27 protein-coding genes and 1 tRNA gene are annotated in these 26,608 nt (G+C 49.8%); 1 reads left to right on the top strand and 27 read right to left on the bottom strand.

Annotated elements, in window-relative coordinates; translation table 11 throughout:
- Nucleotides 1-4: 4 nt before the first annotated feature.
- From nuoN to EPV75_RS12225, 22 genes are all read right to left on the bottom strand, one after another.
- Nucleotides 5-1,441 carry an NADH-quinone oxidoreductase subunit NuoN gene (gene nuoN / locus EPV75_RS04710; protein ID WP_128384623.1) on the bottom strand — a complete coding sequence of 479 codons (1,437 nt, stop codon included), beginning with the start codon at nt 1,439-1,441 and terminating at the stop codon, nt 5-7.
- Nucleotides 1,442-1,464: 23 nt separating this feature from the next.
- Entirely contained in the window at nt 1,465-2,979 is a 1,515-nt protein-coding gene (locus tag EPV75_RS04705) for an NADH-quinone oxidoreductase subunit M (RefSeq protein WP_128384622.1), read from the bottom strand.
- 37 nt (nt 2,980-3,016) lie between these two features.
- Nucleotides 3,017-4,993 (bottom strand): NADH-quinone oxidoreductase subunit L, encoded by a 1,977-nt coding sequence (gene nuoL / locus EPV75_RS04700; protein WP_128384621.1) that lies wholly within the window; start codon nt 4,991-4,993, stop codon nt 3,017-3,019.
- Nucleotides 4,994-5,001: 8 nt separating this feature from the next.
- Nucleotides 5,002-5,307, bottom strand: coding sequence for an NADH-quinone oxidoreductase subunit NuoK (gene nuoK / locus EPV75_RS04695; protein WP_029937675.1), 306 nt, complete (start codon nt 5,305-5,307; stop codon nt 5,002-5,004).
- Nucleotides 5,307-5,942, bottom strand: coding sequence for an NADH-quinone oxidoreductase subunit J (locus EPV75_RS04690; protein WP_128384620.1), 636 nt, complete (start codon nt 5,940-5,942; stop codon nt 5,307-5,309). The genes nuoK and EPV75_RS04690 overlap by 1 nt, the downstream gene beginning before the upstream one ends.
- A 17-nt stretch (nt 5,943-5,959) precedes the next feature.
- Nucleotides 5,960-6,451: an NADH-quinone oxidoreductase subunit NuoI gene (gene nuoI, locus EPV75_RS04685; RefSeq protein WP_068648091.1), complete on the bottom strand. Its 492-nt coding sequence runs from the start codon at nt 6,449-6,451 to the stop codon at nt 5,960-5,962.
- A gap of 11 nt (nt 6,452-6,462) precedes the next feature.
- Complete coding sequence (nuoH, locus tag EPV75_RS04680) at nt 6,463-7,527, bottom strand: NADH-quinone oxidoreductase subunit NuoH (RefSeq protein WP_029937672.1); 1,065 nt, start codon at nt 7,525-7,527, stop codon at nt 6,463-6,465.
- 20 nt (nt 7,528-7,547) lie between these two features.
- Nucleotides 7,548-9,653 (bottom strand): NADH-quinone oxidoreductase subunit NuoG, encoded by a 2,106-nt coding sequence (nuoG, locus tag EPV75_RS04675; RefSeq protein WP_128384619.1) that lies wholly within the window; start codon nt 9,651-9,653, stop codon nt 7,548-7,550.
- A gap of 46 nt (nt 9,654-9,699) precedes the next feature.
- A complete protein-coding gene (nuoF, locus tag EPV75_RS04670) occupies nt 9,700-10,980 on the bottom strand; it encodes an NADH-quinone oxidoreductase subunit NuoF (RefSeq protein ID WP_128384618.1) in 1,281 nt (426 codons plus the stop codon).
- 5 nt (nt 10,981-10,985) lie between these two features.
- A complete protein-coding gene (locus EPV75_RS04665) occupies nt 10,986-11,480 on the bottom strand; it encodes an NADH-quinone oxidoreductase subunit NuoE family protein (protein ID WP_128384617.1) in 495 nt (164 codons plus the stop codon).
- Nucleotides 11,477-12,730, bottom strand: coding sequence for an NADH-quinone oxidoreductase subunit D (locus EPV75_RS04660; protein WP_128384616.1), 1,254 nt, complete (start codon nt 12,728-12,730; stop codon nt 11,477-11,479). The genes EPV75_RS04665 and EPV75_RS04660 overlap by 4 nt, the downstream gene beginning before the upstream one ends.
- A gap of 12 nt (nt 12,731-12,742) precedes the next feature.
- A complete protein-coding gene (locus EPV75_RS04655; protein ID WP_128384615.1) occupies nt 12,743-13,414 on the bottom strand; it encodes an NADH-quinone oxidoreductase subunit C in 672 nt (223 codons plus the stop codon).
- Between the two features lie 24 nt (nt 13,415-13,438).
- Nucleotides 13,439-13,915: a NuoB/complex I 20 kDa subunit family protein gene (locus EPV75_RS04650; protein ID WP_029937666.1), complete on the bottom strand. Its 477-nt coding sequence runs from the start codon at nt 13,913-13,915 to the stop codon at nt 13,439-13,441.
- Nucleotides 13,906-14,262, bottom strand: coding sequence for an NADH-quinone oxidoreductase subunit A (locus EPV75_RS04645; RefSeq protein WP_029937665.1), 357 nt, complete (start codon nt 14,260-14,262; stop codon nt 13,906-13,908). Before EPV75_RS04645 ends, EPV75_RS04650 begins: the two co-directional genes overlap by 10 nt.
- Before the next feature lie 101 nt (nt 14,263-14,363).
- Nucleotides 14,364-14,448: transfer RNA gene (locus EPV75_RS04640), tRNA-Leu, on the bottom strand.
- 10 nt (nt 14,449-14,458) lie between these two features.
- A complete protein-coding gene (gene secG / locus EPV75_RS04635; RefSeq protein ID WP_127119935.1) occupies nt 14,459-14,776 on the bottom strand; it encodes a preprotein translocase subunit SecG in 318 nt (105 codons plus the stop codon).
- Between the two features lies 1 nt (nt 14,777).
- Nucleotides 14,778-15,539 carry a triose-phosphate isomerase gene (gene tpiA, locus EPV75_RS04630; protein WP_128384614.1) on the bottom strand — a complete coding sequence of 254 codons (762 nt, stop codon included), beginning with the start codon at nt 15,537-15,539 and terminating at the stop codon, nt 14,778-14,780.
- 71 nt (nt 15,540-15,610) lie between these two features.
- A complete protein-coding gene (gene glmM, locus EPV75_RS04625; RefSeq protein WP_128384613.1) occupies nt 15,611-16,945 on the bottom strand; it encodes a phosphoglucosamine mutase in 1,335 nt (444 codons plus the stop codon).
- A gap of 28 nt (nt 16,946-16,973) precedes the next feature.
- A complete protein-coding gene (folP, locus tag EPV75_RS04620; protein ID WP_225972398.1) occupies nt 16,974-17,801 on the bottom strand; it encodes a dihydropteroate synthase in 828 nt (275 codons plus the stop codon).
- 61 nt (nt 17,802-17,862) lie between these two features.
- Complete coding sequence (ftsH, locus tag EPV75_RS04615) at nt 17,863-19,812, bottom strand: ATP-dependent zinc metalloprotease FtsH (RefSeq protein ID WP_225972397.1); 1,950 nt, start codon at nt 19,810-19,812, stop codon at nt 17,863-17,865.
- Between the two features lie 165 nt (nt 19,813-19,977).
- Nucleotides 19,978-20,598 carry a 23S rRNA (uridine(2552)-2'-O)-methyltransferase RlmE gene (gene rlmE, locus EPV75_RS04610; protein WP_128384611.1) on the bottom strand — a complete coding sequence of 207 codons (621 nt, stop codon included), beginning with the start codon at nt 20,596-20,598 and terminating at the stop codon, nt 19,978-19,980.
- Nucleotides 20,585-20,740 carry a hypothetical protein gene (locus tag EPV75_RS12225; RefSeq protein WP_192894035.1) on the bottom strand — a complete coding sequence of 52 codons (156 nt, stop codon included), beginning with the start codon at nt 20,738-20,740 and terminating at the stop codon, nt 20,585-20,587. Before EPV75_RS12225 ends, rlmE begins: the two co-directional genes overlap by 14 nt.
- 22 nt (nt 20,741-20,762) lie before the next feature.
- Between EPV75_RS12225 and yhbY the strand changes: the two genes are divergently transcribed.
- A complete protein-coding gene (yhbY, locus tag EPV75_RS04605) occupies nt 20,763-21,068 on the top strand; it encodes a ribosome assembly RNA-binding protein YhbY (protein ID WP_029937658.1) in 306 nt (101 codons plus the stop codon).
- Between the two features lie 32 nt (nt 21,069-21,100).
- On the opposite strand, the gene EPV75_RS04600 is transcribed toward yhbY, so the two are convergent.
- Genes EPV75_RS04600 through accD form a run of 5 tightly spaced genes read right to left on the bottom strand, consistent with a single transcriptional unit; the run spans nt 21,101 to nt 26,600 of the window.
- A complete protein-coding gene (locus EPV75_RS04600; protein WP_225972396.1) occupies nt 21,101-22,282 on the bottom strand; it encodes an O-succinylhomoserine sulfhydrylase in 1,182 nt (393 codons plus the stop codon).
- Nucleotides 22,275-23,798 (bottom strand): amidophosphoribosyltransferase, encoded by a 1,524-nt coding sequence (purF, locus tag EPV75_RS04595; protein ID WP_128384609.1) that lies wholly within the window; start codon nt 23,796-23,798, stop codon nt 22,275-22,277. The genes EPV75_RS04600 and purF overlap by 8 nt, the downstream gene beginning before the upstream one ends.
- Before the next feature lie 47 nt (nt 23,799-23,845).
- Nucleotides 23,846-24,466, bottom strand: coding sequence for an SPOR domain-containing protein (locus EPV75_RS04590; RefSeq protein ID WP_128384608.1), 621 nt, complete (start codon nt 24,464-24,466; stop codon nt 23,846-23,848).
- Nucleotides 24,459-25,730, bottom strand: a complete 1,272-nt coding sequence (gene folC, locus EPV75_RS04585) for a bifunctional tetrahydrofolate synthase/dihydrofolate synthase (RefSeq protein ID WP_128384607.1) — start codon at nt 25,728-25,730, stop codon at nt 24,459-24,461. Before folC ends, EPV75_RS04590 begins: the two co-directional genes overlap by 8 nt.
- Nucleotides 25,731-25,745: 15 nt before the next feature.
- Entirely contained in the window at nt 25,746-26,600 is an 855-nt protein-coding gene (gene accD, locus EPV75_RS04580; RefSeq protein ID WP_029937653.1) for an acetyl-CoA carboxylase, carboxyltransferase subunit beta, read from the bottom strand.
- Between the last annotated feature and the right edge of the window lie 8 nt (nt 26,601-26,608).

Genomic DNA, 26,608 nt, shown 5'->3' with positions numbered 1-26,608 from the left:
AATATTACAAACTATTGTAACACAGCGTAATCAATGGCGACGGCATCAACCCAAGCAGCAACAAGGCAATGGAAACAAAGCTCACGGCCCAGTTCAGCTGATTACTGATCGGCTCGATTTTAGCGTTATCGTCCGGCTCATCAAAGTACATAACCTTGACCACTTTCAAATAGTAGAAAGCACTGATAACCGCCGTCACCACGGCTAGAATCGCCAACCAAGTGAAGCCAGCCGCCACCACTTCTTCAATCACGACCACTTTCGCATAGAAGCCGACAAATGGCGGAATACCGGCCATAGAGAACATGACGAATAACATCATTAACGCCAACCAAGGGTTGCGCTTGTTCATGCCTTTGAAGTCAGCAATCAAGTCGAATTCATTGCCGGTTCTCGCCAAAGCGGTAATCATGCCGAACCCAGCGACGGCCGTGATGGCGTAGACGATGACATAGAACATCGCGGCGGAATAACCGTCCGGATTCGCGGCGATAATGCCCAACAATAGGAAACCGACGTGCCCGATACCGGAATAGGCCAATAGACGTTTCAGGTTATCCTGCACCAAGGTGATAACGGCACCGACAATCAACGACAGAATGGAAATCATGATAATCAATGATTGCCAATCTTCCACCAGGCCTGGCAGACCTTCCACCAATAGACGGTACATGATGGCAAAGGCCGCAAGCTTTGGTGCCGTACCAAGGTATAGTGTCACGGCGGTTGGTGCACCATGGTAAACGTCCGGCACCCACATATGGAATGGTACTGCCCCCAGTTTGAATGCCAAACCGATGACCACAAAGACCACGCCGAATGACAAGACCACGTGATCCACATTGCCGGAAGCAATCACATCGGCCATTTCATTGAATTGGATGGTACCGGTCGCCCCGTAAAGCATCGAGAAGCCATACAACAACATACCGGTGGCCAATGCGCCCAACACAAAGTATTTCATGGCCGATTCCAAGGCGAATTGGTTGTCCTTACGCATGGCCACCATCGCATAGATTGCCAAGGACATGATTTCCAGCCCCAGGTACAAGGTAATCAGGTTATAAGCGGACACCATGACAAACATGCCCAGCACACCGAACAATCCTAAGGTGAAATATTCACCCCGATAGAATTTTTGCTGCAGAAGATATTCTTTCGAGAACAGGAAAACCCCTATTGAAATAATGACGATGAAGAGCTTCAGCACATCGCCGAAAGCATCACGCACAAAACTTCCGTCGAACGTCAGTACTTGCTCCACAGAGAAACTGGTTAAAACCAAATAACCCACGACAACCAAGATTAACTGAGTGGCATAATAGGTTGCGAATTCGCTACGCTTAGACCAGATAGTGTCTGCAACCAACAACAAAGATGTCAGGGTCAATAAGACAATCTCTGGAATTGCAGGGGTAAAACTGGGAATAACAAAGTTCATACGATTAACTCACCTATTGTTTCTTATAGTTTTGACGTGGTCGCTTGAATCAGCAAGTTGGCCACCGAAGAATGCATCACATCAATCAATGGAGCCGGGTACACACCCAACAGCACAACCGCCACGGCAAGTGTCGCCATAATTGCGAATTCGCGTTTATTCAAATCTTGCAAGGTTCCGACGTTGTCGTTCGCCACCGCACCGAAGAAGACACGCTTTACCATCCACAGGGTATAAGCCGCGCCGATAATTAAGGTGGAAGCCGCAATCACGCCGTACCAGACATTCGCTTTGAATGAGGCCAGGATAACCATGAATTCACCCACGAACCCGGACGTGCCCGGCAAACCGGCGTTCGCCATCGCAAACAACACGGCAAAGAAGCCGAACCACGGCATGGTGTTCACCACCCCGCCGTAAGCGGAAATTTCACGGGTATGCATACGGTCATACAAGACACCGATCATCAAGAACATCGCGCCGGAAATGAACCCGTGGGAAATCATTTGAATCATGGCCCCTTCCATCCCGATCATCGACCCTTGGATGGAACCGGTGTTTTGAACAATGTCATACACCAAGAACATACCGATGGTCACGAAGCCCATGTGGGAAATCGAGGAATAAGCCACCAGTTTTTTCATGTCCGACTGCACCATGGCCACCAGACCGATGTAGAAAATCGCAATCAACGACAAAACGATGACCAACCAATCCAATTCCATGGCTGCATCCGGCGTAATCGGCAAACTGAAGCGTACGAAGCCGTAGCCCCCCATTTTCAGCATAATGGCCGCCAACACCACGGAACCCGCCGTTGGCGCCTGAACGTGCGCATCCGGCAACCAAGTATGCACCGGGAACATCGGCACCTTGACGGCGAAGGCAATCAAGAACGCCAGGAAAATCAGAATCTGCGCCATGTAAGACAAGGACATGGTATGGAAATCCAAAATCGAGAAGCTGCCGGACTGGAAGTACATATACAGGAACGCCACCAGCATGAAGACCGACCCGAAGAAGGTATACAGGAAGAACTTGATGGTCGCGTAGACACGGTCCGGGCCACCCCACTTACCGATGACAATGAACATCGGAATCAACAGCGCTTCCCAGAACACATAGAACAGAATCCCGTCCAACGCAACGAAGACCCCAATCATCAGGCCTTGCATAATCATGAAGGCACCCATGTATTGTTCGACGCGTTCTTTAATCACGTCCCAAGCCGACGCAATCACCAGAATCTGGGTAAAGGTCGTCAACAAGACCAATGGCATGGACAAGCCGTCCACACCCAGGCTGTAATAGATATTGAATTGCGGAATCCACTCGACTCGCTCAACGAACTGCATCGCCGAGGTAGTGGTATCAAAATTCGTCCACAGCGGAATCGAGCACAAAAAGGTAACGACGGAAATAAAAAGCGCAAACCATTTCGCAAACGCATCTCGATTCGATCCCACGAATAAAATCAGTAAACCGCCCAGAATGGGTAACCAAATCAGGGTACTTAAAATAGGCAAATCGAAAATCATGTTATGTAATTCCCTTCTCTTTTATTTCTTATCATCATTACCAAAGTACCCAAACCAGCATCGCCAGCAGGCCGAAAATCATCACGAACGCATAATGGTATAGATAACCGGTTTGGCTCAGTCGCAACGCTCCCGCCGCATTCGCGATGGACGTGAAGGTATTGGTCACGATACCGGTATCGATTATCTTGACGTCGATGCCCTTCCAGAAGAAGTCACCCAACTTCCGCGCACCGTTCACAAACACAATGTCATTGAAACGGTCGAAGCCATAGGCGTTATCCAACACATAGGCACCGCGCGGGCAGGCCTGGCGAATTTTAGCTGGCCACTCCGGCTTCTTCAGATAGAACAACCAAGCCAGGAACACACCGGACAAGGCCAGAATCACCGGCGCCGTCGTCAGGGAGTGCAGAATCATATCAATGACGCCGTGGTATTGCTCAGCATAAATTTTGCCCAGCACGTCATGTTGCGGCAAAACGGTAATAGAATCGCCGAAGTAAGCACCGGAGAAAATACCTCCGACCATTGGAATGCCCATTATGGCGGCCGGAATCGCCAACATAATCAACGGAATCGTTACCACCTTAGGCGATTCGGTGATTTTGTGGCTCTTCACGTAATCCGACTCTTCGCCATGGAACACGACAAAGAACATACGGAAGCTGTAGAAGGCCGTGACAAAAACACTGATTAGCAACAAGAGCTGGGCATAGCCCGCACCAAAGATTTCGGTCTGGTCGGTTGCCATCAAAATACTGTCTTTCGAAAAGAACCCGGAGAAACCTGGGAAACCAATCAAAGCCAAGGAACCGATCAACAACGCCCAATAAGTGATCGGCATGTGCTTACGCAAGCCGCCCATTTGACGAATATCCTGAATATGGTGCATGGCGATGATGACCGAACCAGCTGCCAAGAACAACAAGGCTTTAAAGAAGGCATGCGTCAAAACATGGAACATGCCCGCCGCGTAAGCGGACGCACCCAAAGCGGCGACCATGTAACCCAACTGGGACAAGGTCGAATACGCCACCACACGTTTGATGTCGTTCTGAACAATCCCCAGAACCCCCATCATAAAGGCGGTGGTTGCACCGATAATCAAAATCACACTCAAAGCCACTTCGGATAACTCATAGGCCGGCGACAAACGGGCTACCATAAAGATACCCGCCGTTACCATAGTGGCAGCGTGAATCAAAGCGGAAATCGGCGTTGGGCCTTCCATCGATTCCGGCAGCCAAACGTGCAATGGCATTTGCGCCGATTTACCCATGGCACCGATAAACAACAACAAACACAGAACGGTGATCATCGACCATTCCACGCCTGGGAAAAAGCTCATTTGAATATGTTGATTTGCTTCCAGCCCAGCAAAGAACTCTTCGTAGTCCAAGGTATTGAAATACATGACCACAACGGCAATCCCCAGAATGAAGCCGAAGTCACCGACACGATTCACCAGGAAGGCTTTCAAATTGGCCTGAATCGCCGATTCGCGTTTCATGTAGAAACCGATCAACAGGTAAGACACCAAGCCCACGGCTTCCCAACCGAAGAACAACTGCAGGAAGTTGTTCGCCATCACCAAGGACAGCATCGAGAAGGTGAACAAAGAAATATAGCTGAAGAAACGCTGATAATACGGATTGTTATGATCGTAGTCTTCGTCATGATTCATATAACCGATGGTATAGATGTGAACCATCAAGGAAACGAACGTGACCACCAGCATCATCGTGGCGGACAAACGATCGATCATGTAACCGATTTCGAATTTAATGCCGTCCGACACCAACCAGGTGTAGAGCGAGACATTGTAAGTCGCATGGCCTTCAAAGATGAACAGCCAGAAAACGTAAGCCGACAGGATGGTGGATACCGCCACACCGAAAATCGTCACCGTGTGGGCACCACGTCGCCCAATCTGGCGCCCGAACAAACCGGCCGCCACGGCGCCAAACAATGGCGACAAAAGGATAATCGTTAATAGAAATTTTAATAGCATTGTTGTTATTACCCTTTCATTGAACCTAAATCATCAACATTGATACTTTTTCGATTACGGAAGACCAATACGATGATGGCCAAACCAATCGCCGCTTCAGCGGCCGCAACCGTTAGGATGAAAAAGACAAAAATTTGTCCGGTAACATCATTCAAGAAGTGCGAGAACGCCACCAAGTTGGTGTTGACGGCGAGCAATAATAATTCAATCGACATCAATAATACGATGACGTTTTTACGGTTCAGGAAAATCCCCGCCATGCTGATCATGAAAAGAATCGCACCGAAAATTAAGTAATCCGATAAAGCTATCATCAGTCTTCCTCCTTCGCAGGGATGTCTTTCTCGACCACCGCGTCCATTTTGACCATTTTGAAACGCTCAGAAGCCTGAACCTTAACCTGTTTGTCGATGTCTTGATACAACACCTCTTTCGGCGCTCGACGACGCAATGTCAGCGTGATGGCCGCGACTATACCGACCAACAACAAAACCGCTGCCAAAATAAACGCATAAGCGTGCTCCGTGTACAATGGCACCGCAATCGACAAGGTATTGCTGTCTTCCGCACCGACTTTCGCCGGTGCCGCATAGTGTTCCAAGCCGAAACGCTCCGGCCCTAACACCAAATACATCAGGGCAAAAATCGCCAGGCCTGCCAGAACACCTAATGGCAAATAACGGGTAAACCCTTCTTTTAAACGTGCGATATTGATGTCCAACATCATCACCACGAACAAGAACAGCACCATCACCGCCCCGACGTAAACCAGAATCAATACCAGCCCCAAGAACTCCGCTTGAGCCGTCAACCAGACACCGGCGGTTGCAATAAACGCCAATACCAACCAAAGTGCGGCTTTAACCGGGTTTTTCACACTGATGACCATCAGACCGGAAAAAACAGAAATTGCCGCTAATAGATAAAAAATAAATTGCTCAAAAGTCATTGAATACAGTCTCTTTATTAACGGTACTTCGCATCCGCTGCTCGGTCGGCAGCAATTTGCTCTTCATGTTTATCACCAAAGGCCAGGAGTTTTTCCTTGGTCATGATGTGTGGTCCTCTTTCATGGAATTCGTACTCGAACACGCGCGTTTCCACAATCGCATCCACTGGACAGGCTTCTTCACAGAAACCGCAGTAGATGCATTTGAACATGTCGATGTCGTACTGAGTGGTACGACGGCTGCCATCTTCACGCTCTTCCGACTCAATGGTGATGGCGTTGGCCGGACAAACGGCTTCGCACAATTTACAGGCGATACAACGTTCTTCACCATTTTCATAACGACGCAACGCGTGATGACCACGGAAACGCGGTGACAGCGGTGTTTTCTCTTCCGGATAACGGACGGTAATTTTCTTTTTGAACAGATATTTACCGGTGACCGCCAACCCTTTGAACAATTCGGTCAATCCAAAGGTTTTTACTTGATGTTTGATAAATGCAATCATGACGAACCTCTTTAATTGAACCACGGGCCAAATTTAAAATATTCCATCACGCCGACCACAAAGACCCAGACAATGGTAACCGGAATCAACACCTTCCAGCCCAAACGCATGATTTGGTCATAACGGTAACGCGGGAAAGTCGCACGGAACCAGAGGAATAAGAACAATAAGAAAGCGACTTTCGCAAACAGCCAGATAAAGCCCGGCACCCATGCAAAGGCCGCTTCCAACCCAGGAATGCCTTCAAACGGTGACAACCAGCCACCCATGAACATGATGGCGGTCATGAATGAAATCAGGATCATCATGGCGTATTCCGCCAGGAAAAAGACCGCAAAGGCCATACCGGAATATTCAACGTGGAAACCGGCGACGATTTCAGACTCCCCTTCCGCCACATCGAATGGCGCACGGTTGGTTTCCGCCACACCGGAAATGAAATAAACGAAGAACATCGGCAACAGTGGAATCCAGTACCAGTGCCAGAAACCGCCTTGCTGACCGTTGACAATAGCCGTCAAGTTCATGCTGTCGGCGACCATCAAAACCGTGACCAGTGCGAAGCCCATCGCGATTTCATACGAAATTTTCTGTGCGGAAGCACGCATCGCCCCCAGGAAAGCGTACTTGGAGTTGGAAGCCCAACCGGAAATGATCACCCCGTACACCCCAATGGATGCTACGGCCAGTACATACAGGACACCGGCGTTGATATCAGACACCACCACGCCGTTATCGTCGAATGGAATCACCGCCCAAGCGGCCACGGCTGGCGCAATGGTCAAAATAGGTGCCACCACGAACAAATACAAGTTCGACTGGGACGGCATCACGATTTCTTTGAACATCAGCTTTAAGGCATCGGCAATCGGTTGCAACCAACCTTTCGGCCCGACGCGGTTCGGCCCCATACGCACCTGCATGTAACCGATCACTTTACGCTCCGCGAACGTTAACCAAGCCACCGCCAGCATCACCGGCAAGATGACCGCCACCGCTTGCAACAACAAGGTAATTAAAATGGCCAACCAGTCAAATAAAAAGGAAGAAAGCCAAGCTTGTAACGCATCAAACATATTATTTATACCCTCTACCTTTAATTTGCCACAGCCTGAGCATCCGGCGTCGCTTGCAAGGACGGCGAACGTCTCACCAGCGAATCGACTTGATACATTGAAATCCATTGCGTACCGATCAGGTCAATGTTCTCCGGCATTTCAAATGCCATACCGGAGACATCAACCGGACGCAATTCGTCCGACACTTCTGCAAACACTTGGTTGCTGTGTGTGTAATCAAACCCTTCCAATTCCAACAGGTTGCCCAGCACACGCATGATTTTCCATGCCGCTTTCGCCTCACCGGCCGGCTCAACCGCCATCTTGAAGGATTGCTTCAGGCCGCAGGCATTCACGAAGGTTCCGGCGGTTTCCGCAAAGGAAGCGATTGGCAGCATGACATCGGCGTATTCGCGCTGAGCATCGCTGTCGAATAGGGTGAAATTAATGACGCATTCGGCGTTTTGCATCGCTTTCAAAGCGCGCCCACCGTCTTGAATATCTTTTTCAGCTTCCACACCCAAGTTAATGAAACACTTCATGTTTTCAGACAGCATTTCATTGGTATTCAAACCGGCCTTCGGCACAAAACCGGCCATATGGGCACCGACTTCATTCGCGGACATCGGCAACACATTCAAGGTCGCTCCGGTCGCATCGGCAATCAAACTGGCCAACTTCACCAGTTTCGCGTAATGCGCATCCATCTGTGCAATTTGTCCGACCATAATGGAGGCTTTTTGACCGTCTTTCAGACGCTGAACCGCTTGGCGGTGTGCATCGGTTACGTCAATGGATTTCGACCAGGCCTGGTCGCTTTCGCCATTCAGTTCCAGTGCCGCTTTGGCCAAAGCCGCCAGTTCATTGACCATGTTTTCAGCCACGAATTCCGCTGAAACGTCGTAATTGAAATCGAACGCGACCGGATTGACCGACAGCACGTGTGCGCCGTTCAAAGCAGCCTTACGAACACGATGGTTCAAAAGCGGCAATTCTTTACGCAAATAGCTACCGATCAACAGCACGGAATCCAAAGCTTCCACCTCTTCGAAGGCATGATTCAGTTTCGGCGCCATAATGCCGCCGGAAGCATCCATGTCGAAATCGACTTGACGCAAACGGTGCTCAAGGTTTTCCACGCCCAAACCGCGGAACAGTTTTTGAGAAATATGCAGTTCTTCCAAAGTCGCACTCGGAGAGGCGAATACGCCCACTTTTGAAGCGTCTTCTTGCGCATAATGCTTCAGCTTATCGGCCACGAACGCCAACGCGGTTTCCCAGTCAACGGTTTTCCATTGCCCTTTTTCCTTGATCATCGGCGTTGTCAAACGATCTGCGGCATTCAAGGCTTCGTACGAAAAGCGATCTCGGTCGGAAATCCAGACTTCATTGATGCTTTCATTTTCAGCCGGTACCACCCGTTTCACTTCGTTGTTTTTGGAGTGAATGATAATGTTGGAACCGATGCTGTCGTGGGGCGCAATGGCTTTATGCGACTTCAACTCCCACGGACGGGCGGAATAACGGAAAGGTTTCGAGGTCAAGGCCCCCACCGGACACAAGTCAATCATGTTGCCGGACATTTCGGAGGTAACGGAACGTTCAATGTAGGTACCGATTTCCATCCATTCGCTTCGCCCGGTCGCGCCCAGTTCCATCATTCCGGCCACTTCCTGACCGAAACGCACACAACGGGTGCAGTGAATGCAACGTGTCATGTCGGTGTGAATCAAGGAACCGATGTTCTTATCCCCAAGAATACGCTTGGCTTCGGTGTACTTGGACACGTCATCACCGTATTCCATGGCCACGTCTTGCAGTTCACACTCGCCACCCTGGTCACAAATCGGACAATCCAGCGGGTGGTTGATCAACAAGAATTCCATAACGGATTTTTGCGCCGTCAGCGCTTTGGCCGATTTTGTGTGTACTTTCATCCCGTCAGTGACCGGAGTCGCACACGCCGGTAACGCCTTAGGCGCCCCTTCTACTTCAACCAAACACATCCGGCAGTTCGCCGCGATTGATAGTTTTTTGTGATAACAAAAACGCGGAATCGAAATTTGAGCGTCATCCGCGACATCAATTAGCATGTCGCCTTCATGAGCTTCAACTACTTGTCCGTTAATCTCAATCTTTACCATAATTTCAAACCTAAATTTATTGGGGTATGCATCGACAGCTCAACGCTTATTGTCTGTCGAAAATGCTGCAACCGTGATCGATATAATGACGGAATTCATGTTCAAAGTGTTGCAGGAAACTGCTGACTGGAATCGTCGCAGCATCCCCCAAACCACAAATCACACGCCCCATAATTTTGCCCGAAACGTCTTTGAGCAATTCCAAGTCTTCCGGACGCCCTTTTCCTTGACGGATACGGTGCACCACGCGATACATCCAACCCGTTCCTTCACGGCAAGGTGTACATTGACCGCAAGACTCTTCGTAATAGAACCAGGTCAAACGCTCCAGCGCTTTAACCATATCGGTATGATCATCCATCACCACCACGGAACCCGCACCGAGAAAAGACCCGGCTTTAGCGATGGAATCGTAATCCATATTCATTTCCAGCGCTTTTTCGGCTGGTAAGACAGCGGTTGAAGAACCACCCGGAATCAGCGCCTTGAATTTTCGGCCTTTCCAGATACCGCCGGCGGCGTCCAACAAATCTTTAAACGGCGTTCCCATACGGACTTCAAAGTTACCCGGTTTTTCAACGTGACCGGATACCGCAAAACATTTCGTACCGCCGGCATTCTGCACGCCCAAGTCGGAGAACCATTCACCGCCTTTCGCCAAGATCACCGGAATCGATGCCAACGTTTCGGTATTGTTGATGGTGGTTGGTTTACCGTACAACCCGTAACTGGCCGGAAAAGGGGGTTTAAAGCGTGGCTGGCCTTTCTTGCCTTCGATGGACTCGATCAAGGCGGTTTCTTCACCACAGATATAGGCCCCGGCACCCAAATGCGTGTATAAGTCGAAATCGAACCCAGAACCCAAAATGTTTTTACCCAGTAACCCGGCTTCTCTCGCTTGATTAATGGCATTATCAAAACGCTTGTAAGGTTCCCAGAATTCGCCACGGATGTAGTTGTAACCGGCGCACGCACCAATGACATAACCGGCAATCATCATCCCTTCCACTAATTGGTGGGGGTTATAACGCAAAATATCGCGGTCTTTAAACGTGCCCGGCTCCCCTTCATCCGAATTACACAAAATGTATTTCGGTCCGGGCGCCGCACGATTCATAAAGCTCCACTTTAAACCGGTTGGGAAACCGGCCCCACCGCGCCCACGGATATTGGAGGTTTTCACCTCATCGATAATCTCTTGCGGCGAAATTTCGCCTGCCAGCACTTTTTTCCAGATTTCATAACCGCCGTTGGCAATATAGGTTTCAATATCCCAAGGCGTGTCTAGATGATTCAAGCGGTAGCAACATTCATTTAACGGAATCATTTTCACTACTCCAAGCCATCTAAAATTTCATCAACGGATGCTTCGGTCAGGTTTTCATAATATTCCTTACCGATCATCATCATTGGAGCCCCACCACATGCGCCCAGGCACTCCACTTTTTTGATGGAAAACTTGCCGTCGTCCGTTACTTCACCGACACCCACGCCAAGTTTGTTTTCCAAATGTTCTAGAATTTCATCGCTGCCGCGCAGCATACAGGAAATATTGGTACACAAACAAATCTTATGCTTGCCGACCGGTTCATGTTCATACATGGAATAGAAGGTGGCCACCTCATAAACCGCGATCGGTGTCATATCCAAATAATCCGCCACCTGATCCATCAGCTCGGTTGTCAAATGACCACCGTTCACCTCTTGCACAATACGCAAAGCCGGCATGACCGCCGATTGCTTCTGATCAGCCGGATAATGTGACACCCAACGGTCGATGCGCGCTTTCACGTCGCCTTGAATGATGTTTTCATTCACTGAACTCATCGGTCAATCTCCCCAAATACGATATCTTGTGTCCCTATAATGGCTACGACATCCGCAATCATATGCCCTTTTGCCATTTCATCCAGCGCGGCCAGATGCGGGAAGCCAGGCGCTCTGACTTTCAAGCGGTAAGGCTTGTTGGCGCCATCCGAAACCATGTAAATACCAAATTCACCTTTTGGGTGTTCAACCGCGGCATAGGCCTCTCCTTCCGGAACAGAATACCCTTCCGTAAAGAGTTTAAAGTGATGGATAAGCGCCTCCATGCTTGACTTGGCGTCTTCACGAGAAGGCGGCGTCACTTTATGATCCTCAGAAATGACCGGGCCTGGGTTTTCTTTCAGCCATTTCACACATTGTTTGATAATTTTATTGGATTCACGCATCTCCGCGACACGTACCAAGTAGCGGTCATAACAATCACCGGTTTGTCCGACAGGGATATCGAAATCCAACTTATCGTAGACTTCATACGGTTGTTTCTTACGCAAATCCCATGCAATGCCCGAGCCTCTCAACATCGGGCCAGTAAAGCCCAACTGCATCGCGCGCTCTGGCGATACAATACCGATATCCACCGTTCTTTGCTTCCAGATTCGGTTATCGGTCAACAGGGTTTCATATTCGTCAACATACCCTGGAAAGCGCTCTGTAAAAGCTTCAATAAAGTCCAGCAACGAACCTTCGCGTGTTTCGTTCAGCTGGTCTAATTTTTTGCCGGAATGCCATTCGGATTCCTCGTATTTCGCCATGGTATCCGGCAAATCACGATAGACGCCACCTGGGCGATAATAAGTGGCGTGCATCCGCGCACCGGAAACGGCTTCATAACAATCCATTAAGTCTTCGCGTTCTCGGAAAGCGTACAAAAAGACCGTCATGGCGCCGATATCCAGAGCATGCGCTCCCAGCCACATCAAGTGATTCAAAATACGGGTAATTTCATCGAACATCACGCGAATGTACTGCGCGCGTTCCGGCACGTCCAAGTCGAGCATTTTTTCAATCGCCATGACATAGGCGTGCTCGTTCGACATCATGGAAACGTAATCCAGACGATCCATATAACCGATGGAGTGGTTATAAGGTTTATACTCCGCCAATTTTTCCGTTCCACGGTGCAGCAGCCCAATATGCGGATCAGAGCGGACAATCGTTTCGCCGTCCAACTCCAAAACCAAACGCAACACGCCGTGTGCAGATGGATGCTGAGGACCGAAGTTAAGGGTATAGTTACGAATTTCAGACATAATTAGCTCTACTTATCCATTAGGTTCGGCATCATTACGAATCACGCGCGGTACATTCACGCGGTTCTCAATCGTAACAGGCTCATAAACAACTCGTGCTTTCTCAGCGTCGTAGCGCATTTCAACATGCCCCGTCAACGGGAAATCTTTACGCAACGGATGCCCCACGAAACCGTAATCGGTCAAAATACGTCTCAAGTCCGGGTGACCGCTAAACAAAATCCCGAACAAATCAAACGCTTCACGTTCATACCAGTCGGCACAATTCCAGATCGAAACCACTGAATCCACGACCGGCATCTTCGAATCTTCCGGAAACACTTTCACTCTTAAGCGAAGGTTATGCTCAACAGACAATAAGTGATAGACGACGGCAAACCGTCTTGGCAAATCAACATTGTCATCGGACTCATCTTCTGCAAAATCAAAAACACCACGACTAAAGCCGGCTTTCGTCGCTTTGCGGGTTTCCCAAGTTACATCCCCATAGGCCAAGTAATCCACACCACAAATGTCGATCAATAACTCAAAACCCAAATCCGTTTTCAGCTTTTCAAATGCTTTGAGCGCCTGAGAAGGGGCCAGTTCAACCGTCAATTCATCCAAGGCGATTTCTGAAGCGACCACGGCATCCGCCAAGGCCGTTTGAACGTTTGTTTGTAAATCCAATACCGATTGTTTCATAAAACTTTCCCGTTCTGTTTCAGACTAGCGCGCAATCGTGTTCGTGCGTTTAATTTTATTTTGCAGCTGAATAATGCCGTATAACAAAGCTTCAGCCGTTGGAGGGCAGCCCGGCACATAAATATCTACCGGAACAATACGGTCACAACCACGCACAACGGAATAGGAATAATGATAGTACCCTCCGCCGTTAGCACAGGATCCCATCGAAATCACCCAACGCGGCTCGGCCATTTGGTCATAGACTTTACGCAAAGCTGGCGCCATTTTATTGACCAAGGTTCCCGCAACGATCATGACGTCCGATTGGCGAGGGCTTGGGCGAAAAATAATGCCAAAACGGTCCAAGTCGTAACGTGCCGCACCGGCATGCATCATCTCCACGGCACAGCAAGCCAAGCCAAACGTCATCGGCCATAAAGACCCCGTACGGGCCCAGTTAATGAGCTTATCTGCAGAAGTGGTGACTACCCCTTCCTTTAAAACGCCTTCTATTCCCATTCCAGCGCTCCTTTTTTCCATTCATAGATAAAGCCAACGACCAGCAACGACAGGAAAGCGGCCATGGCCATTAAGCCAAAGGTCCCCACCTCTTCCAGCGCGATCGCCCACGGAAACAGAAAAGCAATTTCCAAGTCAAAAATAATGAACAGAATCGCGACCAGATAAAAGCGGACATCGAATTTCATCCGAGAGTCTTCAAAGGCTTCGAAGCCACACTCATAAGGCGACAGTTTTTCTGGATCGGGCTTTCTAGGGCCTAAAATATAGCCCATTACAATAGGCCCGACACCAAACAGAATGCCCAATACGACAAAAACGAGAATGGGTAAATAATTTTCTAGCATAGGTTTTAAGCCCCTCTAGTTCAAAATGCACCGCTACATTTTGATTTCCGCTGATGAATTCAGCTTGTATCGTTATTAGCGCATCCTGCGCTCGTTAATCATGGTGCCGATGGCCGGACTTGAACCGGCACGGCTTACGCCACTACCCCCTCAAGATAGCGTGTCTACCAATTCCACCACATCGGCAAATTCTGTATCAGTTCGGTACGACCGGTTCTTCCGAAGACGTATCCGCTTTTTCTTCAACCACTGGCTTTTGCACAACACTTTGATAGCCCTTGGCCTGTTCGGAGCCCAAGTACGCCAAGGTTAAACTGGTGATAAAGAAAATCACCGCCACCACAGACGTCACCTTAAGCATGAAACTGTTCGAGCCGCTGCTGCCGAATACGGATTGAGACGAGCCGCCACCGAAGTTGGCACCGGCATCCGCGCCTTTCCCTTGCTGCAACAACACCAGCACGATTAACACAAACGCAATCACCAAGTGGATTGCCAAAATAATTTGAAACATATTACTGTTCTCCCGCCGCACGACAGATGGCGATGAAGTCATCGGCATTCAAAGAAGCTCCGCCGATCAAACCACCATCAATGTCCGGCTGACTGAATAATTCGGCGGCATTACCAGGCTTGACACTGCCACCGTACTGAATAATCACTTTTTCCGCGACCGCTGAATCTTTTGCCGCCAATTGTCCACGAATAAAGGCATGTACTTCTTGTGCCTGCCCAGACGAGGCCGTCTTCCCGGTTCCGATCGCCCAAACCGGCTCATAAGCGATCACGACATTCGCAAAAGCCGCAATGCCAACTTCATCAATCACGGCATTTAATTGCGTTGAAATCACGGTTTCCAACTGACCGGACTCACGCTCTTCAAGCGTTTCACCCACGCACAGAATCGGCGTCAAGCCCATGCCTAAAGCCGTTTTAACCTTTCGGGCAATCTCAGCGTCGGTTTCACCATAAATGGCACGACGTTCAGAATGTCCTAAGATGACATATTCGCAATCCAAATCCTTCAACATGGCGGCCGACGTTTCGCCGGTAAACGCACCACTAACGGGTTCCTCTGCAATATTTTGACCGCCAACGGCAATATTGCTTGCCACTAAGCAATTTTTTGTATAGTCTAAATACACCGCAGGTGGACAAACGGCGACCGATACATTCCCGACTGAATCTGCCTGGGCGTTCAAACCGGTCACAAGTGTTTTGATTGAGGCCTTATCCCCGTGCATTTTCCAATTACCAGCAACGAATAACTGTCTCATCCCGTTTAGTCTCCGACACAAAATTCCGCCTATATTAGCGGTTTCTTTTTCAAAAAACAATCTTGACAATCTTAACAAAATTCTGTTTCAACAACCTTTACCAGGCCTGAAACTTCGCTTTCCACCAAGGTCAGATCTTCACCTTCGACCATCACTCGAATCAAAGGTTCTGTACCGGATGCGCGTATCAAAACCCGCCCCTTTCCGGCCATTCTTTTTTCCGATGCTTCCACAGCCGAATTCAGCGCTTCATTAGCACTAATATCTGCAAAACCATCCACTCGTACATTCTTCAATACCTGCGGATACTTTTTCATTCCACGCTTCAAATCCTCCAGTTTCTGACCGGACTCAACCAAAATAGCCACCACTTGAAGTGCGGCCACGATACCGTCACCCGTCGACGTTTTATTCAAACACAATACATGACCGGAGGGCTCTGCCCCTAAAGACCAGCCTTTTTCAACCAGAGCGGACATCACATATCGATCGCCCACCGCGGTTCGCAGCAACTCGATTCCCTTATCCTTCAAGGCGTTTTCCAGTCCTAAGTTGGTCATTAAAGTACCCGCCACACCTTTGACCGGAAACTTGGAGCCTGTGGCCAGGATGTAAAGAATCTCATCCCCATCCACGACATCGCCACTTCCATCGACCATCATCACCCGATCACCGTCACCATCGAAAGCGATACCAAAATCGGCTTTCTCCAGCACGACCCGAGCCTGAAGCTGCTCCAAGTCCGTCGCGCCGCAGTCGTCATTGATATTGATGCCATCCGGCTGCGTGCCAATCGCCACCACCTCTGCACCCAACTCACGGAAAACCGACGGTGCAATGTGATAGGTCGCGCCATTGGCACAATCCAAAACAATCTTGTAACCGTCAAGCTTCTGAGAACTGTCATAAGTACTCTTACAAAATTCAATATAGCGGCCGGCGGCATCATCAACGCGGCGAGCTCTTCCCAGCTCGGACGACGAACAGATCGTCAACTCCTCTTCAAACGCCGCTTCGACTCTCAATTCCATTTCATCAGAGATTTTCTTTCCCTTACCGGAAAAAAACTTGATGCCATTGTCATAATGCGGATTGTGCGACGCACTGATAACGATACCGGCATCGGCATGGAAAGTCTGCGTCAAATATGCAATCGCCGGCGTCGGCATCGGCCCGAGCAATAGCACATCCACCCCGGCGGAAATAAACCCGGCTTCCAGTGCCGACTCGAACATATAACCGGAAATACGCGTATCCTTACCAATCATGACCTTGGTTCCGCCCTGCTCTTTAAGCACTTTACCTGTAGCCCATCCCAGCTTGAGAATCTGGTCCGGACGAATCAAACCTTTCCCGACCTGATTGCGAATACCATCCGTACCGAAATATTTCTTTGCCTTTGCCATCTATTTACTATCCAACCTTACTCAACCTTTACAACAATGCCATAGTCACTTTCAGCGCCTGAACCGTTTCGGCCACATCGTGCACCCGTAAAATTTTAGCGCCCTTCAAAGCCGCTAGTGACGCGGCGGCCACACTGCCGATGACACGTTCATCTACCGGCACATCGCCCAACAACTCCCCAATCATGCGTTTACGTGACACCCCGACAAGCAGTGGGTATTGTAATTCAGAAAACATCTCAAGTCGCTCAAACAGCTCAATATTATGCGTTAATGTTTTACCGAACCCAAAACCGGGATCCAAGGTAATCGCCTCCGGTTTAACACCCTGCTGCACACAAGCATCTGCTCGAGCCGCCAAATACTTGAAAACCTCGTTGAAAACACCGTTTTCATACACGGGGTTGGCCTGCATATTTTTCGGCGTACCTTTTTTATGCATCAGACACACCGCCACTCCGGAATCAGCGACCAACTCAACCGCGCCATCCGACTCCAAGGCATTGATGTCATTAATCATATCCACCGAAAGTGCAATCGACTCTTTCATGACCTGGGGCTTATAGGTATCGACGGAAACATAAGCATCACAATGGCTTTTAACCCATTCCATTACTGGTAAAACGCGGTCCAGCTCTTCTTGCAGCGATACTTCCGGCGCACCAGGCCTGGTCGATTCCCCACCAATATCAATCATATCCGCACCGGCCGCCACCATCGCATCCACCTGACGACGAACGGCATCTTTCGATACAAATCGTCCGCCATCCGAAAACGAATCCGGGGTTACATTCAAAATCCCCATTACCAGCGGTCTCTCCAAGCCGGAATCATGCAATTTTTCAATCAATGTCACGTGTTTTTGTCCCCATAAAAAAAACCCCGTAAAGGGGTTTTTCTAACCATTCCAAGTGGAATCAATGTAGTTTCGGCTCGCCGCCCTCAACGGAATCACCCGAAGACAAATCCGTTTTGGTGTCACCGGTCGGTGTTTCAGCTTCATCACTCAATACCGGTGTAGAAGAAGAATCGTCACCACCGGATCGCTCCTGCCAATCCTTCGGTTCACCCGGCTCTTTACCTTCCATCAGGTTTTTAATTTGATCCGAATCAATGGTTTCATATTGCATCAACGCATCCGCCATGGCATGCAACACATCGATTTTATCGGTCAAAATCTGCTCGGCACGCTGATAGTTGCGATCAATGAAATTACGAATCTCGACATCGATTTCCTTGGAGATTTCACCGGACACATTCGCGTTACGCGACGACCCCATCAAGGAACCATTATCCTCTTCTTCATACATCAAAGGCCCAAGCTTATCGGACAACCCCCACTTGGTGACCATGTTGCGAGCAATTTGCGTTGCGCGCATAATGTCATTACTTGCGCCGGTCGTGACCGCGTCGGCACCGAAAATCATCTCCTCGGCAATCCGCCCACCGTACAGACTCGACAACTGACTTTCCAACTTACGTTTGCTGTAACTGTAGGAGTCTTCTTCCGGCAGATACATGGTCACACCCAGTGCACGACCACGCGGCATGATACTGACCTTATAGACGGGATCATGCTCCGGCACCGAATAACCGACAATGGCGTGCCCAGCTTCATGATAAGCAGTGAGTTTCTTCTCCTCCTCACTCATCACCATGCTCTTACGCTCAACCCCCATCAGGATTTTGTCTTTGGCTTTTTCAAAATGCGCTTGCGTCACCAGACGGTCATTGTTACGAGCCGCAAACAAAGCGGCTTCATTGACCAGGTTTGCCAAATCCGCCCCGGAAAAGCCTGGTGTCCCTCGCGCAATCAACGCCGGCTTAACATCATCCGACAAGGGAACTTTACGCATATGCACTTTCAAAATCTGTTCACGGCCTCGCACATCCGGCAAGCCCACCGTTACCTGGCGGTCGAAACGACCAGGACGCAACAAGGCCGGATCCAACACATCCGCACGGTTGGTCGCAGCGATTACAATCACACCCTCACTGCCTTCGAAACCGTCCATCTCCACCAACATCTGGTTCAACGTCTGCTCACGTTCATCGTTTCCGCCGCCCATGCCGGCACCACGACTGCGCCCAACGGCGTCAATCTCGTCGATAAAGATGATACAAGGCGAGTGCGCCTTGGCTTGCTCAAACATATCCCGTACACGCGAGGCACCCACCCCGACAAACATTTCCACGAAATCGGAACCGGAAATACTGAAAAACGGCACCTTGGCTTCCCCGGCAATCGCTTTCGCCAGCAAAGTTTTACCTGTCCCCGGAGGTCCAACCATCAAGACACCACGCGGAATATTCCCACCGAGGTTCTGATATTTTTCCGGGTCACGCAGAAAGTCGACAATCTCACCAACTTCCTCTTTCGCTTCATCCGCTCCGGCCACGTCTTCCAAGGTCACTTTCACCTGATCGTCGGTCAACATGCGCGCTTTACTTTTCCCAAACGACATCGGGCCACCTTTACCGCCCAAGCCACCACTCATGGAGCGCATGAAGAAAATCCAAATGGCGATCAACAACAACATCGGGAACCAGGAAATGAAAATCTGCATCAACAAACTTTGCTTTTCCGGCGGACGCGCCGTTACCTTAACGTTATTATTCAGCAAATCACCCATCAAGCCGGCATCGCCCGGGTTATAGGTCGTAAAAGCTTTTCCGTCGGTGAAGACACCGTGAATCGTGCCTCCTTCAATCGAAACCTGACTGACAGAACCATCACGAACACGGTCGATAAAATCCGAGTACGCCAACTGGGAACTGCTTCCCATCAATTTTTGACCGCTGAAATGGTTAAAGATGGACAGCATCACCGTGGCCACCACTGTCCAAATCAAAATATTTTTCAACATATCATTTTTCATAATCCACCTTCGGAATCATTCGCTTTCGCTTTTTTTGACTGTTAGATAAGCGTCACTTTACCACAAAACGCTATAAATATTCTTTATAGATGCTTAAGCGCGCGATTGTTTTTTTACATCATGGTCATTGCTTTTAACCATCACCCGAATCCCTCAGGGTTTCTTGCCTCTGGCCAAAACGTATATCTCTTTGCTTCTGGGGCGGGACGCCTTAGGTTTTCGTGTCAATACCTTTTGGTACTGCTGCCGCAGGCGACTCAGTAATTGATCGTAACCTTCTCCCTGAAACACTTTCATCAACAAATCGCCATTCGGTTTCAGAACCTGCTCAGCCAAATCGACACACAATTCCACCAAATACATGGCGCGAGGAATATCAATGCCTTTATTACCGGTCATATTCGGCGCCATGTCAGACATCACCAAATCGACTTCCCGGCCGTCCAGCGCATCCAGTAATGCCTGGTAGACCTCATCTTCCTGAAAGTCACCCTGAATAAACGTCACCCCAGCAAAAGGTTCCACCGGAAGAATATCCAATGCAAACACCCGACCTTCTTCGCCAACCTTATGGGTCGTCCATTGTGACCAACCACCCGGCGCGGCTCCCAGATCGATGACCGTCATCCCCTTTCGGAACAATTGATCTTTTTCGTCGATTTCCTGTAGCTTATAAATCGCCCGTGAACGCCAACCCTCTTGTTTGGCTTTGTTCACATAGTAGTCGTCAAAATGTTCTTTCAGCCAGCCTGCGCTGGATTTACTTCTTGCCATCGTGTTTTATCACTTTTTCCGCTAGAATATCACTTTCGCCGACACGACCGAAGTCGTATCGGCCAAACACAACTTCGTTGCTGTTACCGTCAAGCGACACCCGTCGGACAAAGTGCCGACAAATGTCGATTTGATACTTCATAATAATATGTTTTGGAAATTCAATGCCACAGACCAAAAAACTTTCAAATAATCAAAAACGATTCTTACGAGGGATTGCACACGGACTGAACCCGGTCATCCTGATCGGAGCCAATGGTTTAACGGACAACTTGATGCAGGAACTGGAAACGACCTTATCGCATCACGAATTGTTAAAAATCAAAATGGCGTCAGCGGAAAGAGCCGACCGAAAAGACATCGTTGATTACATCCTGCAACAAACCGGAGCCGAACTGGTGCAATCCATCGGTAAAACCGTGGTGATTTTCCGTCAAAACGAAGACTCGGAATTACAACTCCCGAAATAATCTTCGCTCTCCGCCTGCTTTAACGGAAACCGTTAAAGCAACGCGTCCAAGCCTCGGCTTAAATCCGTCCGGATATCCTCAAAACTCTCCAATCCGACCGACACCCGCAATAGATTTTCAGTAATCCCGGCTTTCAACCGCTCTTCCGGTTCCACTCGACAATGTGTCGTGGTCGCCGGGTGAGTAATACTGGTTTTCACATCGCCGAGGTTCGCCGTGATGGAAATCATTTGCGTGGCGTCCACCACTTGCCAGGCAGCTTCACGCCCGCCAATCACTCGAAAAGACAAGAGACCACCCGGCCCTTTTTGCTGTTTTGCCACCAAATCATGCTGCGGGTGCGAAGCCAGGCCTGGGTAAAACACCGATTCCACCGCCGGGTGGGCCTGCAACCATTCCGCCAAGCGTTGCGCGCGTTCGCAATGGGCATCCATCCGTAATTTCAAGGTTTCCAAGCCTTTCAAAAACACCCAAGCATTAAACGGACTCATTGATGGCCCCGCGGTTCGAATCACGCCACGGATATGTTCTTCAATCAAGGTTTCGGAACCGACAACCGCCCCACCGATCATACGACCTTGCCCATCCAAAAACTTGGTCGCGGAATGCACCACCAAATCAGCGCCCATCGTCAAAGGGGTTTGTAACGCTGGTGTACAAAAGCAATTATCAACAATTAACAACGCATCATTGTCATGCGCCAAGTCCGCCAAAACCGTTAAATCAGCCACTTCCGTCAGCGGATTGGATGGCGTTTCCAAAAACAGGGCTTTCGTTTTCGGCGTGATGGCGCTCTGCCAGGCACTCAGCTCCGTCAAAGGTACATAAGTGATTTCGATGCCGAATTTTTTAAGATAGCGATCAAACAACGCCTTGGTGGTACCAAACACACTTCTCGACGATACGATGTGATCGCCAGACTCCAACAGTCCTAAAAACGTCGACAAAATCGCGGCCATTCCCGACGCGGTGCCGACACAGCTTTGCCCCTGCTCCAACGCCGCTAAACGTTTTTCAAACGCGCGCACCGTTGGATTGGTAAACCGCGAATACACATTGCCCGCTTCATTTCCGGCAAAACGGTCGGCCGCTTGCTGCGCCGAACGATACCGAAAGCTCGATGTCGGAAAAATCGCTTCGGAATTTTCCTGCTCCTGAGTCTGATCATAGCCATAACGGATGGCCAACGTCTCTAAATCGAAATCATCAGTCATCGGAAGCATCACCGTTGTAAATACCAACCGGTTCTCGACCAACCCGTTTTTGAGCGGACTGAGCGGAATCGTTACGGTTTTTATCCAGAGATTCCAAATATTCCGGTGTGATATCACCGGTCACATAGCAACCGCTAAAGCAGGACGTATCAAATTCTTTGATGGATTTATTGCCTTGCCAAACCGCTTCAATCAAATCGTCCAAATCCTGATAGAACAAACGGTCGGCACCAATATACTCAGCAATCTGTTCAATATCTCGACCGTTCGCCACCAATTCGGTGGCGCTTGGCATATCGATACCATACACATACGGATAACGAACCGCCGGTGCCGCCGAAGCGAAATACACCTTCTTGGCACCCGCTTCGCGCGCCATCTGCACGATTTCACCCGACGTCGTGCCGCGCACGATGGAGTCGTCCACCAATAGGATATTTTTGCCTTCGAACTCCAACGGCACTGCGTTCAACTTCTGGCGCACGGATTTCTTGCGTAAGGTTTGCCCCGGCATGATAAACGTCCGCCCGATATAACGGTTTTTGATAAACCCTTCTCGGTATGGTTTGCCCAACATGTCCGCTAATTGCAAGGCCGACGTCCGGCTCGTGTCCGGAATCGGCATCACCACATCAATGTCATTTTCCGGCCAATCACGCAAAATCTGCTCGGCCAACTTTTCCCCCATACGCAAACGCGACTTATAAACCGAAATATCATCGATCATCGAGTCGGGACGGGCAAAATACACAAATTCGAAAATACACGGGCTGTACTGTGGGTTGTCGGCACATTGCTTGAATTGAATGTTCCCCGATTCGCTGACAACAACCGCTTCACCCGGTTCCAAATCTTTCAACAGTTCAAAACCGGCGGCATCCAGCGCCACACTCTCGGACGCCACCATATAGTCGACACCTTCAGAAGTCTGGCGTTGTCCAACAACAATCGGGCGCAAGGCAAACGGGTCACGAAAACCGAACATGCCGACACTCGGAATCACACCCACCGCGGCATAACCGCCACGCGCCCGTTTATGCACTCGAGAAATGGCACTGAAAATATCTTCCGCATCGACAAACAGTTTTTTCTGCTGCATCAACTCATGGGCGAATACATTCAGCAACACTTCGGAATCGGAATTGGTGTTTAGGTGACGTAAATCTTGTTCGTAAAGCTCTTTGCCTAACTGATCGGCATTGGTCAAATTACCGTTGTGCCCCATCGCAATACCGTAAGGCGAGTTAACGTAAAACGGTTGCGCCTCTGCGCCGGAAGAACTGCCCGCCGTCGGATAACGCACATGCCCGATTCCCATATTGCCATGCAAATCACGCATATGACGAGTGCGGAACACATCTTTCACCAAACCGTTATCCTTACGTTGGTACAAACGACCTTCCTGACACGTGACAATGCCTGCCGCGTCCTGTCCACGATGCTGCAACACCGTCAAGGCATCATAGATTTCTTGGTTAACAGGTGTGTTTGATACGATTCCGACGATCCCGCACATGGTGAGTTTTCTCCGATTATATAGCCCAGTTCGACACGCTTAAACGGCTAGGGCGTCCGTTTAAATTTAACCAGTTGCGACTGTATTCTTAACAGTCTGTCCAAACGTTTTTGATCTTTTTCCGCCAGTGCTTTCGAGGTATAAGGCCCCACTCTGACCGAATAATAATTACTCTTTGGAAAATACTTTATAAAGGCTTCATAGTCGTATTTCAACCGACCCTGAAGCGTTTCCGCCATCTCTTTTTTACGATAGGCCACCAAGCGAATAATCCATTCCGAATCACCTTCGGAAGCCGCAGCCGTCGCAGGTTCTTCTTTGGCCGGCGCCGCTTCAACCGGCGCTTTATCCACCGCTACCGTCTCATCAGCGGCTTCTGACTTTGTTTTGGTCGTTGCTTCGGAAATCGTTTGCTTCGGCTCGGAAGACTTCGAGTCCGATGCCGTCGAGCGGTCATGCCCCGGCAATAAAAACGGCTTTTCCACTAAAATGGTTTTCGAGTCGGATGCATCGGCATCCGTTTGTGCGGTCGGATCGAAATTCACCGGATTGCTGTACCAGATCGGCACGATAATCACCAATAATCCCAGCCACACAAACGCGCCGGTCAAGCGATATTTGGACACTTGAAAGTCGGAAAGTTCCTGATTGTCGATTGGATCAGTCATGGTTCAAACAGGCCAAAGCTTGTGAAACGGTGAAAAAAGATCCCCAAACCAACATGCGCTCCCAAGGTTCGTCATGATGCGCGGCGACCGCTTCCGAAATATCCGAGTATTCTACTATATTATTGGCTGAAACGCCCGCCCGAAGCAAAAGCGCTTTCAGGTTTTCCAGCGACATGGCCCGAGGAACCGCCAGGTCGGCAATCGCCCATTTCTTCACATACGGCGCCACGGCCTGAACCATCGGCAAAGCGTCTTTATCGGCCAATACCGAGAAAATCGCCACATCCATGATCGGTTGAGTATCAAGAAAACGGGCCAATTCCATCGCAGCTTGGGGATTGTGCGCCACATCCACCAACCAGTGTTGTGCCCCCCGCTCAATGGATTGCAACCGTCCGGCATGCGTGACGGTTTCCAACCCCATATGCATAGCGGCTTCCGACACCGGCAAACGCGCTTGTAACTGTTCAATCAACGCCAACACTCCGGCGGCATTTTGCAATTGAAAGCGGCCCTTCAATGCCGGCATCGGCAGTCCATCCCGAACCGATCCTTCCGACCCAAACGACCAGGCCTGGTCGTTTTCAACATAACCAAAGTCCCGCCCCAGTAACTGCAACGGCACTTGATACTGCTCCGCATAATACAACAAGGTCGTCGGTGCATCCGCATCGGAACACACGCTGGGGCGTCCCGAACGCATGATACCCGCCTTCTCAACGGCAATCTGACTGCGATCCGATCCCAGCCAATCCTGGTGATCGACATCAATCGCCGTAATCAAACTGGCATCGGCATCCACCAAATTGACCGCGTCCAAACGCCCGCCAAGACCGACTTCCAGAATCACCACATCCAACGAGTGTTTCGCAAACAACCAAAGCGCCGCCAAGGTTGAAAATTCGAAATACGTCAGTTTGACTTGCCCGCGAGCGGCTTCAATGGCACAGAAAGCGTCGACAATTTGCTGGTCGGTCGCTTCATGACCGGCCAAAAGAATACGTTCGTTAAAACGCAAGAGATGAGGCGAGGTAAACACGCCGGTTCGAAACCCGGCCGCTTGATAAATGGCGTTCAGCATCGCCACACTGGACCCTTTGCCGTTGGTCCCCGCCACGGAAATGACCGTCGGCGCCATAGGGAGCAACCCCATGATTTCAGCAACGGATTTCACGCGTTCGATACCGAGATCGATTTCCTCGGCATGCAAGGACACCAGCCAATCAATCCAAGCTTGCAGACTGGAGTGGGATGTCGGTTTCACGGCTTCAGGAATGCATCAGGCCGGCTTTTTCAAAAGCATACGGCAGACGGAAGCCAATTCGGCACTCAATTGATGACGGTGAATAATCATGTCAATAGCGCCGTGCTCCAGCAGGAATTCACTGCGCTGAAAGCCTTCCGGCAGTTTTTCGCGCACCGTTTGCTCGATGACGCGTGGTCCGGCAAAACCGATCAGGGCTTTTGGTTCGGCGACATTCAGGTCACCCAACATCGCAAAACTGGCGGAGACGCCCCCCATAGTCGGGTCCGTCAAAACGGAAATAAACGGTAAATTCTGATCACGCAACTTGCCTAACGCCGCACTGGTCTTGGCCATTTGCATCAACGAAAACAAGGCTTCCTGCATGCGCGCGCCGCCACTGGCGGAGAACACAATCAACGGGCAACGGCGCTCAATGGCTTCATTCACAGCGCGCACGAATTTTTCGCCCATCACCGATCCCATGGAACCGCCCATGAACTTAAATTCAAACGCTCCGGCCACGACTTCCAGGCCTTGAATTTCGCCCACCATGGTCACAAAAGAATCTTTCTCGCCGGTGGCTTTTTGCGCTTGCGCAATACGGGACTTGTAAGGCTTCAGGTCCTTGAATTTCAAGGCATCGACTGGCGAAATGTTCGCCGAAATTTCAACCGCCGTTCCATCGTCCAAGAAGGATTCCAAACGATCACGCCCACCCAAGCGCATATGGTGATCACACTTCGGGCAAACCTCCTGGTTACGTTTCACTTCGGCACGATACAAGGTGCTTTCGCATTTCGGGCACTTGGTCCACAGCCCTTCCGGAACGTTTTTCTTGCGTTCCGCCACTTGCTTGATACTCGGTAAAATCTTTTCAAACCAACTCATGATGTTCT

Source organism: Hydrogenovibrio thermophilus (assembly GCF_004028275.1).
GTDB classification, from domain to species: domain Bacteria; phylum Pseudomonadota; class Gammaproteobacteria; order Thiomicrospirales; family Thiomicrospiraceae; genus Hydrogenovibrio; species Hydrogenovibrio thermophilus.
The sequence above is the reverse complement of the archived record's forward strand: the minus strand, read 5'-3'. Positions and strand labels throughout refer to the sequence as shown.

What these genes read in the sequence shown, in the direction of transcription:
- tpiA (WP_128384614.1), bottom strand. Translation starts at nt 15,539, where the DNA reads ATGAGACAGTTATTCGTTGCTGGTAATTGGAAAATGCACGGGGATAAG.
- nuoK (WP_029937675.1), bottom strand. Translation starts at nt 5,307, where the DNA reads ATGATAGCTTTATCGGATTACTTAATTTTCGGTGCGATTCTTTTCATG.
- accD (WP_029937653.1), bottom strand. Translation starts at nt 26,600, where the DNA reads ATGAGTTGGTTTGAAAAGATTTTACCGAGTATCAAGCAAGTGGCGGAA.
- EPV75_RS12225 (WP_192894035.1), bottom strand. Translation starts at nt 20,740, where the DNA reads ATGAAGTATCAAATCGACATTTGTCGGCACTTTGTCCGACGGGTGTCG.
- EPV75_RS04660 (WP_128384616.1), bottom strand. Translation starts at nt 12,730, where the DNA reads ATGTCTGAAATTCGTAACTATACCCTTAACTTCGGTCCTCAGCATCCA.
- EPV75_RS04705 (WP_128384622.1), bottom strand. Translation starts at nt 2,979, where the DNA reads ATGATTTTCGATTTGCCTATTTTAAGTACCCTGATTTGGTTACCCATT.
- nuoL (WP_128384621.1), bottom strand. Translation starts at nt 4,993, where the DNA reads ATGCTATTAAAATTTCTATTAACGATTATCCTTTTGTCGCCATTGTTT.
- EPV75_RS04650 (WP_029937666.1), bottom strand. Translation starts at nt 13,915, where the DNA reads ATGGGAATAGAAGGCGTTTTAAAGGAAGGGGTAGTCACCACTTCTGCA.
- nuoF (WP_128384618.1), bottom strand. Translation starts at nt 10,980, where the DNA reads ATGATTCCGTTAAATGAATGTTGCTACCGCTTGAATCATCTAGACACG.
- purF (WP_128384609.1), bottom strand. Translation starts at nt 23,798, where the DNA reads ATGTGCGGGATCGTCGGAATCGTATCAAACACACCTGTTAACCAAGAA.
- glmM (WP_128384613.1), bottom strand. Translation starts at nt 16,945, where the DNA reads ATGGCAAAGGCAAAGAAATATTTCGGTACGGATGGTATTCGCAATCAG.
- EPV75_RS04590 (WP_128384608.1), bottom strand. Translation starts at nt 24,466, where the DNA reads ATGACTGATCCAATCGACAATCAGGAACTTTCCGACTTTCAAGTGTCC.
- rlmE (WP_128384611.1), bottom strand. Translation starts at nt 20,598, where the DNA reads ATGGCAAGAAGTAAATCCAGCGCAGGCTGGCTGAAAGAACATTTTGAC.
- nuoN (WP_128384623.1), bottom strand. Translation starts at nt 1,441, where the DNA reads ATGAACTTTGTTATTCCCAGTTTTACCCCTGCAATTCCAGAGATTGTC.
- yhbY (WP_029937658.1), top strand. Translation starts at nt 20,763, where the DNA reads ATGCCACAGACCAAAAAACTTTCAAATAATCAAAAACGATTCTTACGA.
- ftsH (WP_225972397.1), bottom strand. Translation starts at nt 19,812, where the DNA reads ATGTTGAAAAATATTTTGATTTGGACAGTGGTGGCCACGGTGATGCTG.
- nuoH (WP_029937672.1), bottom strand. Translation starts at nt 7,527, where the DNA reads ATGTTTGATGCGTTACAAGCTTGGCTTTCTTCCTTTTTATTTGACTGG.
- EPV75_RS04600 (WP_225972396.1), bottom strand. Translation starts at nt 22,282, where the DNA reads ATGACTGATGATTTCGATTTAGAGACGTTGGCCATCCGTTATGGCTAT.
- EPV75_RS04645 (WP_029937665.1), bottom strand. Translation starts at nt 14,262, where the DNA reads ATGCTAGAAAATTATTTACCCATTCTCGTTTTTGTCGTATTGGGCATT.
- nuoI (WP_068648091.1), bottom strand. Translation starts at nt 6,451, where the DNA reads ATGATTGCATTTATCAAACATCAAGTAAAAACCTTTGGATTGACCGAA.
- EPV75_RS04655 (WP_128384615.1), bottom strand. Translation starts at nt 13,414, where the DNA reads ATGAAACAATCGGTATTGGATTTACAAACAAACGTTCAAACGGCCTTG.
- secG (WP_127119935.1), bottom strand. Translation starts at nt 14,776, where the DNA reads ATGTTTCAAATTATTTTGGCAATCCACTTGGTGATTGCGTTTGTGTTA.
- EPV75_RS04690 (WP_128384620.1), bottom strand. Translation starts at nt 5,942, where the DNA reads ATGACTTTTGAGCAATTTATTTTTTATCTATTAGCGGCAATTTCTGTT.
- nuoG (WP_128384619.1), bottom strand. Translation starts at nt 9,653, where the DNA reads ATGGTAAAGATTGAGATTAACGGACAAGTAGTTGAAGCTCATGAAGGC.
- EPV75_RS04665 (WP_128384617.1), bottom strand. Translation starts at nt 11,480, where the DNA reads ATGAGTTCAGTGAATGAAAACATCATTCAAGGCGACGTGAAAGCGCGC.